At 46.0% G+C, this 16108-nt stretch carries 17 protein-coding genes; 6 read left to right on the top strand and 11 right to left on the bottom strand.

Annotated features, from left to right (window positions below; all coding sequences use genetic code 11):
* The first annotated feature begins 60 nt into the window (after positions 1 to 60).
* Positions 61 to 1524 (top strand): potassium/proton antiporter, encoded by a 1464-nt coding sequence (locus DCW36_RS05295; RefSeq protein ID WP_114783970.1) that lies wholly within the window; start codon positions 61 to 63, stop codon positions 1522 to 1524.
* A 453-nt stretch (positions 1525 to 1977) separates the two neighbouring features.
* On the opposite strand, the gene DCW36_RS05290 is transcribed toward DCW36_RS05295, so the two are convergent.
* Positions 1978 to 3132, bottom strand: a complete 1155-nt coding sequence (locus DCW36_RS05290; protein ID WP_240676063.1) for a Fic family protein — start codon at positions 3130 to 3132, stop codon at positions 1978 to 1980.
* A 966-nt stretch (positions 3133 to 4098) separates the two neighbouring features.
* Between DCW36_RS05290 and DCW36_RS05285 the strand changes: the two genes are divergently transcribed.
* The gene (locus tag DCW36_RS05285; RefSeq protein WP_114783966.1) at positions 4099 to 4524 is read left to right on the top strand and encodes a hypothetical protein; all 426 of its coding nucleotides are present in this window, start codon (positions 4099 to 4101) and stop codon (positions 4522 to 4524) included.
* A 5-nt stretch (positions 4525 to 4529) separates the two neighbouring features.
* Positions 4530 to 4907, top strand: coding sequence for a hypothetical protein (locus DCW36_RS05280; RefSeq protein ID WP_114783964.1), 378 nt, complete (start codon positions 4530 to 4532; stop codon positions 4905 to 4907).
* A 25-nt stretch (positions 4908 to 4932) separates the two neighbouring features.
* Here the strand turns inward: DCW36_RS05280 and DCW36_RS05275 are convergent, their stop codons facing one another.
* The gene (locus DCW36_RS05275) at positions 4933 to 5157 is read right to left on the bottom strand and encodes a hypothetical protein (RefSeq protein ID WP_125185503.1); all 225 of its coding nucleotides are present in this window, start codon (positions 5155 to 5157) and stop codon (positions 4933 to 4935) included.
* A gap of 215 nt (positions 5158 to 5372) precedes the next feature.
* On the opposite strand from DCW36_RS05275, the gene DCW36_RS05270 reads away from it, so the two are divergent.
* Entirely contained in the window at positions 5373 to 6473 is a 1101-nt protein-coding gene (locus DCW36_RS05270; protein WP_164891037.1) for a right-handed parallel beta-helix repeat-containing protein, read from the top strand.
* A gap of 1514 nt (positions 6474 to 7987) precedes the next feature.
* On the opposite strand, the gene DCW36_RS05265 is transcribed toward DCW36_RS05270, so the two are convergent.
* Genes DCW36_RS05265 through DCW36_RS05255 form a run of 3 tightly spaced genes read right to left on the bottom strand, consistent with a single transcriptional unit; the run spans position 7988 to position 9334 of the window.
* The gene (locus tag DCW36_RS05265; protein WP_114783960.1) at positions 7988 to 8440 is read right to left on the bottom strand and encodes a VOC family protein; all 453 of its coding nucleotides are present in this window, start codon (positions 8438 to 8440) and stop codon (positions 7988 to 7990) included.
* A gap of 20 nt (positions 8441 to 8460) precedes the next feature.
* Positions 8461 to 8868, bottom strand: coding sequence for a transposase family protein (locus DCW36_RS05260; protein ID WP_114783958.1), 408 nt, complete (start codon positions 8866 to 8868; stop codon positions 8461 to 8463).
* 10 nt (positions 8869 to 8878) lie between these two features.
* On the bottom strand, positions 8879 to 9334 hold the full coding sequence (locus DCW36_RS05255) for a hypothetical protein (protein ID WP_114783992.1): 456 nt from the start codon (positions 9332 to 9334) through the stop codon (positions 8879 to 8881).
* A gap of 1482 nt (positions 9335 to 10816) precedes the next feature.
* On the opposite strand from DCW36_RS05255, the gene DCW36_RS05250 reads away from it, so the two are divergent.
* The gene (locus DCW36_RS05250; RefSeq protein WP_128396948.1) at positions 10817 to 11119 is read left to right on the top strand and encodes a hypothetical protein; all 303 of its coding nucleotides are present in this window, start codon (positions 10817 to 10819) and stop codon (positions 11117 to 11119) included.
* A gap of 123 nt (positions 11120 to 11242) precedes the next feature.
* On the opposite strand, the gene DCW36_RS23015 is transcribed toward DCW36_RS05250, so the two are convergent.
* Genes DCW36_RS23015 through DCW36_RS05240 form a run of 3 tightly spaced genes read right to left on the bottom strand, consistent with a single transcriptional unit; the run spans position 11243 to position 12128 of the window.
* Positions 11243 to 11440 (bottom strand): hypothetical protein, encoded by a 198-nt coding sequence (locus DCW36_RS23015; RefSeq protein ID WP_394344791.1) that lies wholly within the window; start codon positions 11438 to 11440, stop codon positions 11243 to 11245.
* Positions 11347 to 11640 carry a DUF1330 domain-containing protein gene (locus tag DCW36_RS05245; RefSeq protein ID WP_114783954.1) on the bottom strand — a complete coding sequence of 98 codons (294 nt, stop codon included), beginning with the start codon at positions 11638 to 11640 and terminating at the stop codon, positions 11347 to 11349. The genes DCW36_RS23015 and DCW36_RS05245 overlap by 94 nt, the downstream gene beginning before the upstream one ends.
* Before the next feature lie 41 nt (positions 11641 to 11681).
* On the bottom strand, positions 11682 to 12128 hold the full coding sequence (locus tag DCW36_RS05240; protein ID WP_114783951.1) for a nucleoside deaminase: 447 nt from the start codon (positions 12126 to 12128) through the stop codon (positions 11682 to 11684).
* A gap of 143 nt (positions 12129 to 12271) precedes the next feature.
* Here DCW36_RS05240 and namA point away from each other — a divergent pair, with 143 nt between their 5' ends.
* Positions 12272 to 13342, top strand: a complete 1071-nt coding sequence (gene namA / locus DCW36_RS05235) for an NADPH dehydrogenase NamA (protein ID WP_114783949.1) — start codon at positions 12272 to 12274, stop codon at positions 13340 to 13342.
* Between the two features lie 101 nt (positions 13343 to 13443).
* Here the strand turns inward: namA and DCW36_RS05230 are convergent, their stop codons facing one another.
* From DCW36_RS05230 to DCW36_RS05220, 3 genes are all read right to left on the bottom strand, one after another.
* Positions 13444 to 13986, bottom strand: coding sequence for a DUF2911 domain-containing protein (locus DCW36_RS05230; protein ID WP_114783947.1), 543 nt, complete (start codon positions 13984 to 13986; stop codon positions 13444 to 13446).
* 108 nt (positions 13987 to 14094) lie between these two features.
* Positions 14095 to 15069, bottom strand: a complete 975-nt coding sequence (locus DCW36_RS05225; protein ID WP_114783945.1) for a multidrug resistance efflux transporter family protein — start codon at positions 15067 to 15069, stop codon at positions 14095 to 14097.
* 37 nt (positions 15070 to 15106) lie between these two features.
* Positions 15107 to 16006, bottom strand: coding sequence for an AraC family transcriptional regulator (locus DCW36_RS05220; RefSeq protein ID WP_114783943.1), 900 nt, complete (start codon positions 16004 to 16006; stop codon positions 15107 to 15109).
* Positions 16007 to 16108: the final 102 nt, after the last annotated feature.

Raw genomic sequence — 16108 nt, 5'->3', positions numbered from 1 at the left:
CGATCACCATTTTCAGGTTTTGTTACCTTAGAAACAGAATTACTTGAGAGAAGGAAACAAATGAATTTCAGTATTGAAGATATATTACTTGGAGCCTCTATTCTGCTGCTGATTAGCATTCTTATAAGTAAAAGTTTGGGGAGATTTGGTATACCGGCTCTGGCACTTTTCCTGGGAGTGGGTATGCTGGCTGGTTCGGAGGGAATAGGGGGTATTTATTTTGATGATCCGCTATCAGCACAGTCACTTGGCACTATAGCGCTGACACTTATACTATTCTCCGGTGGTTTGGATACGCGATGGGATAGTATCCGGCCAATCATCTGGCGTGGGGTGTCCCTTTCTACGTTGGGCGTTTTTATTACAGCCATGCTCATTGGAGTATTTGTCTCACTTATTTCAGACTTTACGTTGCTGGAAGGGCTGCTGTTAGGTTCTATTGTTTCCTCCACGGATGCGGCAGCTGTATTTTCCATCCTCCGGTCCAGAAGCATAGGCTTGAAAAATAACCTGAGGCCAACGCTGGAGCTGGAGTCTGGAAGTAACGACCCGATGGCTTATTTCCTGACAGTTAGCTTTACTTTTTTACTTACCAATGAAGGTGCTGGCATTTGGCAGTTGGTGCCGATGTTTTTCCTGCAGATGAGCATTGGTGCTGTGATGGGGATAGTGATGGGTAGGGCAATGCCTTGGGTGATTAATCGTATAAAACTGCAGCAGGAAGGGCTTTATCCGGCTCTGTCGTTGGGTATGGTTATTTTTACCTTTGCTTTTACCAATCTTATCAATGGGAATGGTTTTTTGGCTGTGTATATATCCGGCGTTATGCTTGGCAACAGGAATTTCATCCACAAGGGAAGCCTTATCAGGTTCTATGATGGAGTTGCCTGGCTTATGCAGATTTTGATGTTCCTCACGCTGGGCTTGCTGGTGTTTCCCTCGCATATAGTACCCGTAATCGGCACAGGAATATTGGTGTCACTATTCCTGATTTTCGTGGCCCGTCCCATCAGCGTATTTATTGGTTTGGCTTTTTTTAAAGCTTCAGTGCAGGACAAATTATATGTGTCCTGGGTGGGGCTTCGAGGAGCTGTTCCTATTGTTTTTGCAACTTATCCTTTATTGGCTGGTGTCGGAAAATCAGATATGATCTTCAATATCGTCTTCTTTGTTGTCCTAACCTCTGTTATGCTTCAAGGCACTACATTGACGGTAGTGGCGCAATGGCTTAATCTGAGTGAGCAGGATAAAACACCAAAAAGAGTAAGTTTAGGAGAGGATATGGGCTATGATGTCAGGAATGCTCTTGTAGAGCTTTTTTTACCAGACAGAAGTACAGCAGTTGGTAAATCTATTGTAGAGCTTCAATTTCCTAAAACAGCTTTGATCGTGCTCATAGACCGGGGCGGTAAGTTTGTGACGCCTAACGGCGCTACTGTACTGGAGAAGGGAGATAAATTGTTTGTAATGATTGATAGTGATGAAGAACTGGAGAAGGTAAATATGGCATTAGAAATTGAATAAATTAAAATTGTCGTGTCCTGATATAGGTTGACAAATAGTTATCGCAAGAAAGGGTGATTTTTTGAGATATATAAAACGGTAACGCCAATTTAATAAAGCAGGCGACCAATTACTGGACTCTGCTAAAAACACGGAAAGATTGCTGCCTGCTCAAGCAATGGCTGAAAGCTATTAGGGCTCTTGTTTTTGATGTTGTTAGCCATAGCTTACCTTATTCCCCACACCTTCAAATTATCCAGTGCAGCAATCTTAGCTATTTCCATTGAATTTGAGACTGCGATATAATAAGAGAGCTAACCTTTTTCTTTATATCTGTAGGTAACGAACAACTTTTTTATCATAGACAGCACAAATCACCCATGCTAGGACAGCAGCTAGAGGGGTAACAGACTACATACCTAGCCTCGCAGCAGCTGCATCCAGATTGTATCAAAATACCGAGAGTAAATGAAATTAGATGTATAATTGGTAACGTGTACTACGCCCCCCGCCTTCTTGAACTAGCGCCCCAAGTTTTAATAGTTGCTGCAAATCTCTTGTCGCAGTCGCCTTGGAGGTCTTCGTGATAGATGTATATTTCCTCGCATTCATGCCCCCTTCAAAGCCTTCTGGTCCCGCATCCAACATCCTTCTGATGACCTTTATCTGCCGTTCGTTTAGAAATTCCTTGAATCGATCAAAGAACTTCGATTTCTTGAGAATGAAATCGACCAGACTAATTGCCTGTTCCTGTGCTTTCAGAACAACGCTGACAAAATATTTAATCCAGGGCGTAATCTCGTTGCTTTTCTGTGCCTGCTCTAATGCACCATAATAAGACTTTTTGTCTGCCTCTATTGTCTTTGAGAGGCTGAGTAACACGGGACGGCCTAATGTTTGAGATAAAGCCTTCTCCGCTATGGCGCGCCCAATTCTGCCATTGCCATCTTCAAATGGATGAATGGTTTCAAAATATAAATGGCAAATCGCCGATCTAACAGGCGCTTTCTTGATCTCATTAGTTCCTCCAGGAGCTGTATCATTAAACCATTGTATGAACCTGCTCATCTCATCAGAGACACGAGAGGAAGGTGGAGCTTCAAAATGTACTTTTTCCTTGCCTATCGCGCCGGAGATAACCTGCATCGGCTCTTCATGGCTGCGCCACATGCCGACATTGAGTCGTTTCTGTTCCTTTAAAAGCATTCTATGCCAGTCAAACAGCTTCGCCTCTGTTAAGGCATCAGCATATGTTTTACGGAGATCAGCCATAAGCTCACCAGCCCCTTGCGCCATTTTATCCTTTGTGGCTTCTAGGGTTTTATTAAGACCTAAATTATTGCGGATAGACGAAATCACATCCTGGCGGCTGAGGTATTCGCCTTCTATCTCTGAAGTTTTAATCGCTTCAGCCACCATTATATCAATAACAGCCTCTAGCTGGATACCTTCAGGCATGGCCTTTAATATGCCGCTGACATGGCCTGTTTGCTCAGCGAAATTAAAGAGCATTTCTTCCACTTCGCTTAGATCGTAGCTGAATTCAGGCCAGTCAAGTTGTTGCCAGTTATAAACCATGAGCCGATTATAATATATATTTGGCTCAAATGTAATTAAAATGTGAGCCAAATAATAATGTTATTCGGCTCATGTGTTATTGAACAAATACTGAATTTGTCATGGGGCTATATATCGTCGCTACTTATTTGACTTATTGTTTATTAACAGTGGCCGTTATGAAGTAGTGTGGAGCTGTTTTAGTAGATGCTAATTTTTTACAGTTGTCCCTGTGTACTACTGTCCTAAAGAGCGATGAGCCGATAGAGGCAGGAGCTACTGTCTGTTGCAAAATACGGTACTGTCTGAGCCACTGTATCACTGTCTGATTCGTGTCCGGTCGTCCCGTAAAACGTCTGTTAAATGAGACGCTAATGCCGGTCGTTGCCTAATGTTGCCAGTTGTTGCTTTCCCTGAATTAGGTCGTTTTTTGATACAGATAGGAGCCGCAATTGCTTACCGTTGCTTCCTATTTTTATACTGGTGCCTCTTTTATGTCCTACTGCCCAAAAGCAGGCAAAACGGTGCTGGAATAGAGTGAAAAACGGCCATAATAGCGGCTTTAGGTTGTTGTTAAGCAGTATGGTGGCCTACTTTACAAGCTTTGCTTCAGTTGGCTTCTTCTCTTAAATCTGTTACATACCAGTACAGAAGGGATAGGTATGAATCCAATGCTGTCAACTTAAGAAAAACAAAAGCCTGAACCTTGGGTGTAGTATGTAGAACACCCTCCTATTTCTTGGCTAGAACGGACAGACCAGCAGAAGTAACAGTAAGGTGTAGTTACAACATAAAAGGGATGGAAAGGACCATTAGCAGCTGCTCCTGCATTGTTTCGGGATTACCACTTCGTTGTCTGTTTCAGTTCCCATTCAGGACGATGCAGAATGATTCTGCTGATATCTAAACTAATTCAAGAGTGCGTTTGTTGAAGAAGAAAAGGGGGGTATCCCCACGACCTGACGCATACAGTTAAGTAACCTTATCACCTGCCTTCGATCGATTCTACCGCATCACGCTTACTTAACTTATACGACTATGGAAACCAGCATCATTACATACAGCACTTTAGATTCTTATCTGGAACAACTACTTGACCGAAAGGTATCACCGGCGGAAATCGGGATTTTTGTGCAAAACCAAAACTTGCTGCAAATCACAAGGCGCGACATAAAGAATGCATCTTACCATATCACCTTTTGCAACGGTACAAACGGAGACTTACTACATGAAGGGGTTTTGCTGGGAGATAGGCTGCAGTTGCACAGTTATGATGGAAAGCACCGGTTTTATTCTGTTCTGCTTGAAGAGCAGGGCGAGGAGGATGTGTATCTTTTTCTGTGTGCCACTGTTGAGACTGTTTTTATGCCCGACTCTTATATAGAGATAGTACAAAGCGTGCAGCTGCTTTCAATCGAACAGCTTATCCAGTCATACAATCCAATTATGTACAGTTTAGAATAAATTATATGACCGACGAACAGTTTTATTATTGCGTAAAAAGGATTTATGAACTACGAAAGCAAATCCCCTTTAGCTGGAATACCCTGGATGATTCAGAAGCCGAGGTTTCTGTTAGTTCTAACCAAAAAAAAGTTGATTTCGAAATGATAGAGGCTTATGTCAATAACAAAGATGATTTTGATATGGACAAAGCTACCGTTCATGCCCTGATAAAGGAGCAAATAGCCCAAGAAGACAAGTTAAGGAAATTTGTACCTGTGGCTTTTTATGGCAACAGAATACAGGCAAAGCTGCCGCAGCAGCCTACTTATTACCTGATAATGAATGCACAGGGAATTAATATTGAAAAAGAGGAAGAAGGGGGGCAAAAGCCTGAACTATAATCCCTTCCTAACCCTATTCTGAAGCCTAATTCTCTCCTTTTTCCTGCTCCCATTTTCTGCCACACTGAGCAGTAATGAAAAAGCAATGGTTTTGCAATGGAAAACCAATTGAAAAGCAATGGCAAAATGCCGCTGTTGGTACTTGTTGCTGGAGCCATCCACCAGCCATCTTGTAGCCATCTGCTAATAAGCTGGTCCAAATCGCTTTCCAGGCAAATGAAGGGCTTGCGGTCGTGATCTGTCGTCCCATAATACGGTGGATTTGTGAGAAGTGAGATGGAAAAAACGGATGCAATGATTTATTATGGATTCATATAAATGCTTCTTATCGGCCTGTAACAAAACATGCTGCAACCTGCACCACTTCTTTGTGGAGCTGTTCCTGGAAATGTGTAAAATTTGAGATTATCTGTACCTTTACAGAATAATTTTTAAACTCTTCGATACAAGCACAATATGAATATAATGAAAACTCTTCCGGTCTTATGCTTGGCCTTGCTGTTAAGCAACTTCCTAAGCGCTAAGGAGATTAAGGTAAGTACTACCAGTGAGCTCATCAAAGCAGTGGAGTCCGCGAATGCAGGTGATAGGATTTACCTAAAACAAGGTCGGTATGCCTTTGATGCCACTCTTACCATCAAAAGGGACGGCAGCGCCTTGGCTATGATCAGCCTACTGGATGATCCAACAGATGCTGGCCGACCGCTGTTTGATTTCTCCGCCTTGCCGGAGAAGTCCTCGAGCAACGGCCTTTTGCTCAAGGCAAGCTATTGGCACATAAAAGGTATCGATGTAACCAAGGCCGGGCATAACGGGCTCAAGGTGCAGGGCGGATCACATAACCTTATAGAATATTGTACATTCTCCCAGTGCCGCGATACAGGATTGCAGCTCAGCGATGGGGCTTCGCAGAATACTGTTCTCAACTGTGACTCGTTCGAAAACTCTGACTCGAAAAAGGAGAATGCAGACGGATTTGCCTGTAAGATGGACGTGGGGACAGGAAATAAGTTTGTGGGTTGCCGCTCCTGGAATAATATGGATGACGGATGGGACGGATATCTTAGGGGAGTAGATAGTGTTACTACCTCTTATGAAAACTGCTGGGCCTTCCTGAATGGCATCTCAAAAGAGGGAGTGATCAGCGGAGGAGATGGAAACGGCTTCAAGACCGGAGGGAGTGATGACAAGACACTAAAGCATAATGCGGTTTATATAAGATGCATTGCCGCAGCCAACGTAGCAGATGGATTCGACCACAACAGTAATCGGGGGAATGTTACCATCTACCACTGTGTAGCTCACAATAATAAGAGAAATATGGCCTTCCTGAAGGATAATCCATTATCTAAGCTAACGGTCAAAAATAGCATCGTGCATGGTCCGGTCGGCAAGCTATTTGCCGACAGCATCGACATAAACCATAACAGTTGGCAAGCAGGGGCTGCCTTAAAGGATGATGATTTCAGGAGTGTAGATGTAAAACTGCTGCTGCTGCCTCGCAAAGTAGATGGCAGTCTGCCTGATATTTCTTATTTGGTTCCTATCGAAGTAAGCCATCGATAGATAGTGGGGTGGATATTAATCTACTCCACTACTCTAAAGCTCCGAGTCCGAGCCGTAGTGCATTCGAGGTGAAGCGGTAGAGGACATAGTAATAGTGCAGGAAGCTTTGTCCGGTGTTGGTTCTTATTGCCAGTTGTTGCTGTATCTATTACAAAGGCATCCTTTAGCCATCCAACAGCAATTACCGAGCAATGCAAAAGCGATGTAAAACTAGTGGCTTAGCAATGGGAAAACAATGCTAAAGCAATGTAAAAGCAATGGTTTAGCAATGGAAAACCAATTGAAAAGCAATGGCCAAATGCCGCTGTTGGTACTTGTTGTTGGTCGTTGTTGATGATTGTTGCTGGAGCCATCCGAAAACTAACTTGTAGCCATCTGCTAATAAGCTGTTCCAAATCATTTCCCAGGCAAAAGGAGGACTTGTGGTTGCAGGCTGTTATCTCGAAATACGGACATTAAGGCAGGCAGCACCTCATCATATATCACCGAGACAGATAAGGCAATTGCCTCAGGATGTTAGTGCGCTGTCGGGGAGCGCAGCCACTTTTTGAGACTGGGAAACAGTATCGGGTGGTAAAAAGCGGGAATTCGAGCTGCAATCGCAGTTTTTAGAGAAAAAGTTTGAGACCGAGTTTTGCCGAGGTACTCAAACGCAATTGTCAGCGGCTGCTATTCAGCTTCCATAGGCTCGGTTGTCTTATAAAGGCCCTTATGTAAAATGGAGCCGGCAGTTATTCTCCAGGTGAACCCTTCGGAAACTATGCCCCATATAAAAGGCTGCCTAAAAGTTGAATATTTCGATATTCAAAATACAGGAAAGTTCTCTGATGAAAAGGAGAGTCTTCTTTTTTTTATACACACCTGTGTTGATTTAATTAAAATTTATCCGTAAAAGTGGCTTTCGCATTGAGGCTCTAAAATTAACTATACAGGCTATTTCCCGTCGTCAGCTTTCTTCAAACAGTGCCGAAACAGTATTTAAGGCTTCTTGATTACTCTACTTTCACCTAATAAATAGCTCCATTTACTATGTCTAAAGTCTCTTTGACTAAAAACTTAGCTTTTACCCGAACATGCCTATATAGATATAGTTATAATATACTAGAGTAATGTAGAACAACTTGCAGTAGCTCTTAAGTAAACTGCAGAATTCATCTTCAATTCCACTTGTTGATGGTTGGCATTTTATCCTTTTATGGACGAAGTAAAATATACTTTGCGCCTAGGTCCGAACTTATAATAGCACCCTTATGAAAACTTACCCTTATTTCCTTTTCTCTCTGCTGGTAAGCATACCAAACGAAGTAAAAAGCCTGCAAATCGTAAGATTTCGGGCTTTTTTGTTTTGTATGTCCCGTCCTGAAACAGGTTGACAGCCAACTCAGGAAAAGATGGAAAAAGGCACAGAGAAAAAAGCAAGCGCACGCAACGGGATTACACGGTAAGCTTTACATTATAGTGTCTTATCCTGCCAAAGATCGACAATCCTGTTAACCTATAGCAGCATGGAACACTCATTTTCGGCCAAGTTCTTCTGCCAGTCCTATGAGAAGTCCATCCGGTGCGCGAATGTAGCAAAGCCGATAGGAGTTCTCATATTGAACCACTTCTCCAACGAGTTGAGCACCAAGCTTCGTTAACCTGGATACCAATTCGTCAATATCTTCAATGGTGAACATGACACGTAGATAACCGAGGGCATTTACAGGAGCAGTCCGGTGATCTGATAGGGTAGAAGGTGTGAGAAATTTTGACAGTTCGAGTCGGCTGTGTCCGTCTGGAGTAACCATCATGGCAATCTCTACACATTGAGAACCAAGTCCAGTAACACGACCAGCCCATTCTCCTTCTACTGTCCCTCTCCCTTCGAGCATTAAGCCTATCTCTGAGAAAAACGCTATAGCCTCATCAAGGGATTCTACAACAATGCCGACATTGTCCATCCTTAGTAGTTTGTTTTTTGACATTGTATTTTTGTTAAACGTTATTACGATAAATTTCTATTGCTGACTCTCAGGTTCTGCCAGCCACAAGCAATGCACATGACCTGGTTTCGTACCAGCTCTGTTCTGAGTCGTACTTTATCTTTTACAATTTTTACTCTTTTTATACCTGCCATTACATGCTCGACCTTTACCCGTATGCTTGCCAGTAACTGATTAAATTGCTTACCAAGCTCTGAGAGCTCCTGATTCGGCAACTTCTTTACCGGCAGGCAGGGCTGCGTTCCTTGCGGTTTGTATCCCACAAACCCCAGATCTGCCAGCAGGTCCTTGTCAGCCACAAACTCAAGTTCCAGCCCATCGGCCAGCGCCTTATCATGAAGACTTCCCTCCGCCGTCGGACTCAGGTAAGGCACCCAGTTGTGCTCATGCGCCTGGAGCTGCAGGCACACATTGCTGTTTTTACGTCAATTTTTCCAGCTGCTTTGTAATTTCGTCCACCAGCTCTCCGCTCCACCGTGTGGCAATGTCGTCATATTCGTTTTTCGACCAATCCTGGCCATACTGCTTCTCAAGCCAGGTGGTATCGTTGTTAGGCCCGACAAGGTAATGGTCCTGTTCGAGGCGGAAGACCAGTTCTTTGTAAACATCAAAAGGAGGGATGCCTGCCCGGTCAAAGCCTTCCAGGCGTAGTTTCAGTCCTAGCTGCTGCACGTTGCCCTTTTCGATGCTCACTTCTTCTGCTGCGCCGGCAGCAGTGGCGCCCGACCAGGTATTTACCTGCCGCTCCAGCCCGTAATTGTGAAACATCGGTATTACCCCGGCAATATCGCTGTTGATGCGCCCTGCCAATGACGGCAGAATCTTGTCGTATAATTGCAGGATTGTCTGCTTGTCTCGTTTGTTTCCTGATAACATGTTTCTTGTTTTGAAGATGAAGATAGCCATTTTTCTTTACCAACTGATGAGCAGAAGCTATGGTGGCAGGTGCAGCAGACTTTTTTATATTTACCGGATGGCCCCCTGGCTTCTTTCTTTGGGCATACCGAAACGATATCATATTTTCCCAGCCTTTTTGCTGCCAGTCAACTTCCTGAAGCTATAAAGGAACACCTATTGGCTATAGTGCTACGTATTTAATCGTATTTTGCGCGGATAACTACTTGTTTATTGCTTCCTTTTTTGCCTTCACACAACACAAGCCGTATAGCATTACAAGTTGGTTTTTTGAAATGATCACCAGGTTAGGGGCCTGGTGGTTAACAAATGGACACTGATTGCTATTATCTTTTAGGTGCTAAGGTAATAGCTTTCAGTGTTTATTCGTTCCTCACCTTTCTTCATTCTTTAAGGCCATTACATCAGCCTGAGAATTTTCAGTTCTGCTGATACCTGTTACTCTGTACAGGCTGTTCTTTTCAAATTATTCGAAAGGGTGGAGCAGGATACTACAGGATGCAGAGTTGTCTGAAACTGATTTTTGATTAAAACAAATAAGCTAAAAGTTATACATTGTTTTATGGCTTCAACCAATATCCTGTTGTAAAAACTATCCGGATTGTCAAATCTTATATTAAATGTTTGTACATAGATATTTTTATAAAAAACTTGTATAATAAGATGAAAATAACAGGAGAATAAATGGGAAAATAAAAAAAATATACTGAGATTTGTGCACACTTCGAATAGTAAGTTGTAAATCACACTAAATCATATAGCAAATTGCCTGTAAATCGTCTTACATTGCTGCTGCGATAGTTTGTTGATGTAACAGGTATAACATGTTGATACATAGGAATAAATACCTGTTGATAGTATTTAAAAAAAACTTAAAAATTTTTTCCGGCGCAGGAACTTTATGGAAGAAAGAATTGTGTTAGAGCAGATTGGAAAATAAGTCCTATTAAAATCTTGAATAATTAACAAATACCGAACGGTTATTATCTCGATAGTCCACTTTATAGGCTTGATTTGTCGCAGTTTTTTCAGTGAGATTAATTTTGGTATTATTTACTGCTATTGTTTGAATAATTTTGAAGGATAAAAAATATCAATCCAATAAACTTTATAGAATTTTGATAAGCATACTAACTTAAAGCAGGTCTTTTGTGATTATCCTAAAATTTAATCTTAAAGAGGTATAAATTTTAGCTGCTTGCAAAGGATTTTCCATGCCGGGGAAAGAATAAAGAAAACCGTTTTGCTTTTCCTGCTATTTTTTGAAACATTGTAACATAAGCCTAACAAACCTAATTATATCGTTTTATTTAATTTACAGCTATGACATTCTTGAATTTCAGTGATTATCTAAAGTATCAGTTAAACAGAGATGTTGCACGGGAAGAGTTCTCCAAATTTGTTCTGAACCAGAAACTCATGCGAGTGGGTAAACGGTCGGAAATGAATGCAAACATTTTGTTCTATTATGATAACACAACCGATGTATTCCTCCACGAGGATAATGCCATCAGTGGCGATCAACTGGAATTCCATAGCTGTGACCGGAATGTGATTTACTACACAATAGCTCAGCCTGAACATGCAGGACAGGAGTCGCTGCTGCTCAAGGCTGAATTAGACAAAGCTGTTGTAGCTTATAACATGATGTTCCTGATCAAAAAAGTAAGTCTTATCAAGGCAAAAGATTTAAATCCTGTTTCCGTTGCTGTTCCGGTAAAAGAACTGGTTACAGCATTTGCCTGATTTGCCTGAAAACGATCATGGCTGCGTGAGCATTTCAAACTAACAGTGCCAGGAGTTAAAGTTGCTCCTGGCACTTTTTTTTTCCAGAACGCTGTGCTGGAAGCGCTTTGCCCCGCAATCGTCCTAAAAAACCTTTTCAGCTGCCGCCACCATAGCCTCTGCTGCTATTTTGAATCGGAAAAGAATGTAGAAAGGGGCAATCCGATTTTCGGGCTGCTTACATTGCCTTAAGGCTCGAAACCCTCCAGCACAATCATTTTCGTGTTTGCTGCTTGCTGCCGTATGGCTTTGGCAGTCGCGTATTCCGGTGAGTTCCACCATGCCCGGGCCCGCTCCACCGACGGAAACTCCAGCACCACGATCCGTTCTGGCTGCCAGTCGCCTTCCAGTGTTTCTGTTTTTCCACCCCGCACGACAAACCTGCCCTTGTAGGCTGCTATGGAAGCCGGCGTTAACTTTTTATAATCTTCGTAGGCAGCCGGATCAGTAATCTCAATTTCAACAAGTACGTATGCAGACATTTTTCCAGATCAAATAATATCAAAGGCAGTCACAGGCCGCCTTACACGCCTATATCTTCATTCCAAAGTTCGGGATTGTTTTGGATAAACTCCTGCATCAGCTCGTAACATGCCTTGTCGTCTGCCACAATTACGTCCACCCCACGGGACCGGAGCAGCTCTTCTTCGCCCATAAATGTTTTGTTTTCGCCAATCACCACCCGCGGTATGCCATAAAGCAGTATGGTGCCCGAGCACATGGAGCAGGGGGAAAGGGTGGTGTAGAGGGTGCAGTCCCGGTACACAGAAGCAGGTTGCCTGCCTGCATTTTCCAGGGCATCCATCTCGCCATGCAGCACGACACTGCCTTGCTGCACCCGTTTGTTGTGGCCCCGGCCAATAATTTTACCCCGGTGCACCAGCACCGATCCAATGGGAATGCCTCCTTCGGCCAGTCCTGCTTTTGCTTCGTCCAGGGCAGCTTTTAAAAATTCTTTTGTGTTCTCCATAGTCGTAAAGCTAATAGCCTTTTGTCAACATATAGAATTTAACCGACTTTTCAAATTGTCTTTTGCTTAACTTGCCCTGCAAGGGCAGCAGAACAGAAAAAAAACTGCTCCGTTTACAATCCTGGTACAAAAAAGAAAAATCTATGAAAGCACTTTTCAGCCCGCTTCAGCTTAGAAGCATCACCCTGAAAAACAGGATCGCAGTTTCCCCTATGTGTATGTATAGCAGCAAAGACGGATTTGCCAACGACTGGCACCTGGTGCACCTGGGCAGCAGGGCCGTAGGAGGGGCCGGACTGGTCCTGATGGAAGCGACAGCGGTTTCGCCGGAAGGCAGAATTTCGCCTGGGGATTTGGGTATCTGGGATGATGCACACATTCCGGATTTGCAGAGGATAACGACTTTTATAGAAGGGCAGCAGTGTGTGCCGGGGATACAGCTGGCGCATGCCGGCAGAAAAGCAAGTCGCCGTAGCCCCTGGAACGGAGGCAGTGCCCTTACCGCAGAGGAGGAGGGGGGCTGGCAGACGGTGGCGCCCAGTGCCGTGCCGTTTATGGAAGCGGAGCCAACCCCGCATGCGCTTACCACGACCGAGATACAGGCTATAGTAGCAGCCTTTGCAGCAGCTGCCCAACGGGCCCTTGCAGCAGGATTTAAAGTGGTGGAGCTACATGCCGCGCATGGTTACCTGCTGCACGAGTTTCTGTCGCCGCTCAGCAACCAGCGAACCGACGAATACGGCGGCTCTTTTGAAAACAGGGTCCGGTTCGTGTTGCAGATAACGGAAGCCGTGAGAACCGTCTGGCCGGAAGAATTGCCCCTTTTTGTTCGTGTTTCGGCAACCGACTGGACGGAAGGCGGCTGGACACCGGAAGAAACTGTAGCGCTGGCGGCTTTGCTCCAGGAAAGAGGCGTGGACCTGCTCGATTGCTCTACAGGCGGAAACGTAGCCAAAGCTCCGATTCCGGTAGGGCCAGGGTACCAGGTGCCGTTTGCCGAAAAAGTTAAAAAGGAAACTGGTATGCGAACGGGTGCAGTCGGCATGATCACCGATGTGCAGCAGGCCGAAACGATCATAGCTAGCGGCCAGGCCGACCTGGTGCTGCTCGCCCGCGAGATGCTGCGAAATCCATACTTCCCGTTAAATGCGGCCCTGGAGCTGGGCGAGGATATACCCTGGCCGGTACAATACGAAAGGGCGAAGCCGCACTAAGCTGCAAAAGCAGCCGATGACGCAGGTATAAACAAAAAACGCCGCTCCTGGTTGAAGCGGCGTTTTTTATTGCGGGAGTTCTTAATTGATTCTACTGCTTTTTAAGCTTTGCTTTTTGCCTTCTTGGCACTCATCCGGACAGGTACCTCCAGGTTTTCCCAACGCAGCACCAGTCCTTTTGGCGTTACTTCGTAAGCCAGGCGCTCGTTAAACGATTTGGATTTAACTGGTTTGGCCGTTACACGCAGAAAATCCTCCGATTCGTCGTAGCGGGTGCCCCACTGGCCGGTTTGCTTGTTAAAGATCACCGTCCATTGGTCTTCTCCCGGAATAGCGAATATGCTGTATTTACCGGCAGGCAGCAGTTTGCCTTCCACGGTCAGGTCCTGGTCGGTTTCCAGGGTAGTGGCCTCGTTGGCTCCCGCGCGCCATACTTTCCCGTAAGGTACCAGGCCGCCCCAGATCTGCCGTTCTTTCACGGCAGGACTGCTGTAATTCACCGTAATGGTGGCGTTGCCGATCTTACCGGTAGAAGTTGCTGGTGGGCTTGCTTTGGGCTTTGCACCCTGTGCCACGGCTGTTGCCGCAAACAGGATGCCTGACAGCAGCATGAAAAACGAGAAAAGGAAAGGTTTCTTTTTCATAAGTCTGATAGCTTTTTTGTTGTGATAGAAGCTAAATGTATGAATTTTGTTTGACAGAACCTAACTTCGGCAGCAGTGGCTATGGTGGCAGGTGCTGAAGCTGTTGCGTTACACCTCAAAAGATACAATTGCCCTTTTCTGTACCCGCTGCCGCTTCGGCAAACTGTAAAGCACCAGTCCGCCCATGACCACCAGCATGCCCAGGCTGCCCTGCCAGTTGGGCCAGGCTATGCCCAGCAGCAGCACTTCGCCCACCACCGTCACCAGGATTTCGATGGACTGCGTGGCCTCCACGGCGGCCAGTGCCGCAGCCTGGGTGCGGGCCAGGTGCATGGCTTTAAAAAACAGGATACAGCCCAGCACACCGGAACTTACGGAAATTACCAGCACCGAAAGCAGTTGCTCCTCTCCCGGCAGTCCTGCCTGTGAGTAGCCAAAGCCCATCAGCATCAGGTTAAAAGGCAGACTTCCGATGGCAGTACCCGCCACCCGCTGTATGGCATTCAGCTGCAGGCTGTTTTCCTCCACATGCAGCATGAGTTTGCGGTTGGCCAGCGGCCACAGGAAAGCAGCCAGCAGCACCAGCACCACACACCAGAGCAGCTGCTCTCCGCTGTAGGCGCCATCTTTCTGGCTCCACTGCATCAGGGCAATGCCCGTCAGGATGAGCACCGACAGGAGCAGGGCGCGCAGCGGTAGTTTTGCCCGTTCATCTTTGTACAAGAATGGGGCTACTAAAATGCCGGCTACAATCGTAAACTGGAACACGCCCGCCACCAGCCAGCCCGGGCCAAAGAAGGCGCCGGAGGTTAAGCAGAAATAGGTCATGCCAAAGGCTACGCTGCCCCAGCCCATCCAGACGAGCAGGTGCTGGCGCATGGCCCGGAGCAAAGGCAGTAGTTTTCCCTGTACCTGCAGCAGCGCCGTAAGCAGCAGCACCAGGAAAAAAGTACGCAGCCCGGTTGTCCAGGCCCAGTGGCCGCCGGTGGAGGCCAGAAAGCTGTTCATGATGTAGGTGGAGCTGAAGAATACACAGGCCAGGGAGCCCAGTGCGATTGCTTTTAGTTGACCGGTTGCTTGCATAGTTATAAGTTTCCACAAAGCTACAGCGGCCGGCGCCTCAGGTCACGGGATTTTCGTCTGCATGTATGGTACTTTCGGAACCTCCTTTCCGCAGCAACTGGGGCGTGGTACCGGTCAGTCGCTTAAAGAATCGCACAAAGTAGGAGGCATCTTCAAACCCGAGCTGGTAGGCAATTTCTTTTACGGAGAGGCTGCTGAAGTAGAGCAGCCGTTTGCTTTCCAGCAGCAGGCGCTCGTGTTGCATATCCGAAACGGTTTTCTGGAGGTACTGGCGGCATAGCGTGTTCAGGTGTTTGGGCGTGATGTCAAGCGCATCAGCGTAGAAGGCAATGCTGCGGTGTTCCCGGTAATGCTGCTCCACCAAAGTGCTCAGGCGGAAGAGGCGCTCGCTGTGCCGTGCGGGCGTGAGTTTGCTGATGGCCAGGTGGCATTCCTGTACCAGGTACTTGAGCAAAATGTACAGGTAGCGCGACAGGATAGCCTGATCGGGTTCGGGAGCTGCCAGTTCCTGCTCCATCAGCTGCGCCAGCTGCTCTACAGTGTGCTGCAGCTTTTCGGGCAGGTCGAGGTAGGGGTGCTGGTAAACGGCTCCGAACATCACCAGCACATCGTGCGCCGAAAGACCGGTTGTTTGCAGGAACTTCTCCGAAAACGAAACCAGCATCCCGCGCTCTTGTTTCGACTGCCGCTGGTGCGCCTGCCCCGGCCGCATAAAAAAAATCCGGCCCGCCTGCATGGCAAACTCCCGGAAGTCGATCAGGTTGCTGCCGCCTTTGGTTTCCTGCACAAATATCAGCACATAAGCATCGTGCTGGTGCGGCACCTCCGACAACTCGCTGTAGTATTCCTCCAGGTGCACAATAGACAGTGCCTTTTGGTTGAGCATGTCCTGCAGGGGCAGTTGTCCGGTTTGATGTTTGTTTTTGGGTGCAGCCATAGGGGTGAGTTTTGCTGATCTGTCAATATTATACTGCTAAACAGGCTTTACAGGCGTCGCCCTCAACTTAAAGAGTTGCTGTACGTACCCGAAAGCGGAAAC

It is taken from the genome of Botryobacter ruber (genome assembly GCF_003347595.2).
In the GTDB taxonomy this organism is placed as follows: domain Bacteria; phylum Bacteroidota; class Bacteroidia; order Cytophagales; family Hymenobacteraceae; genus Pontibacter; species Pontibacter ruber_A.
The sequence above is the reverse complement of the archived record's forward strand: the minus strand, read 5'-3'. Positions and strand labels throughout refer to the sequence as shown.

Coding starts and splice junctions, on each gene's coding strand:
- DCW36_RS05295 (WP_114783970.1), top strand. CDS start 61: ATGAATTTCAGTATTGAAGATATATTACTTGGAGCCTCTATTCTGCTG.
- DCW36_RS05285 (WP_114783966.1), top strand. CDS start 4,099: ATGGAAACCAGCATCATTACATACAGCACTTTAGATTCTTATCTGGAA.
- DCW36_RS05280 (WP_114783964.1), top strand. CDS start 4,530: ATGACCGACGAACAGTTTTATTATTGCGTAAAAAGGATTTATGAACTA.
- DCW36_RS05275 (WP_125185503.1), bottom strand. CDS start 5,157: ATGGGACGACAGATCACGACCGCAAGCCCTTCATTTGCCTGGAAAGCG.
- DCW36_RS05270 (WP_164891037.1), top strand. CDS start 5,373: ATGAAAACTCTTCCGGTCTTATGCTTGGCCTTGCTGTTAAGCAACTTC.
- DCW36_RS05265 (WP_114783960.1), bottom strand. CDS start 8,440: ATGTCAAAAAACAAACTACTAAGGATGGACAATGTCGGCATTGTTGTA.
- DCW36_RS05255 (WP_114783992.1), bottom strand. CDS start 9,334: ATGTTATCAGGAAACAAACGAGACAAGCAGACAATCCTGCAATTATAC.
- DCW36_RS05250 (WP_128396948.1), top strand. CDS start 10,817: ATGAATGCAAACATTTTGTTCTATTATGATAACACAACCGATGTATTC.
- DCW36_RS23015 (WP_394344791.1), bottom strand. CDS start 11,440: ATGGTGGAACTCACCGGAATACGCGACTGCCAAAGCCATACGGCAGCA.
- DCW36_RS05245 (WP_114783954.1), bottom strand. CDS start 11,640: ATGTCTGCATACGTACTTGTTGAAATTGAGATTACTGATCCGGCTGCC.
- DCW36_RS05240 (WP_114783951.1), bottom strand. CDS start 12,128: ATGGAGAACACAAAAGAATTTTTAAAAGCTGCCCTGGACGAAGCAAAA.
- namA (WP_114783949.1), top strand. CDS start 12,272: ATGAAAGCACTTTTCAGCCCGCTTCAGCTTAGAAGCATCACCCTGAAA.
- DCW36_RS05230 (WP_114783947.1), bottom strand. CDS start 13,986: ATGAAAAAGAAACCTTTCCTTTTCTCGTTTTTCATGCTGCTGTCAGGC.
- DCW36_RS05225 (WP_114783945.1), bottom strand. CDS start 15,069: ATGCAAGCAACCGGTCAACTAAAAGCAATCGCACTGGGCTCCCTGGCC.
- DCW36_RS05220 (WP_114783943.1), bottom strand. CDS start 16,006: ATGGCTGCACCCAAAAACAAACATCAAACCGGACAACTGCCCCTGCAG.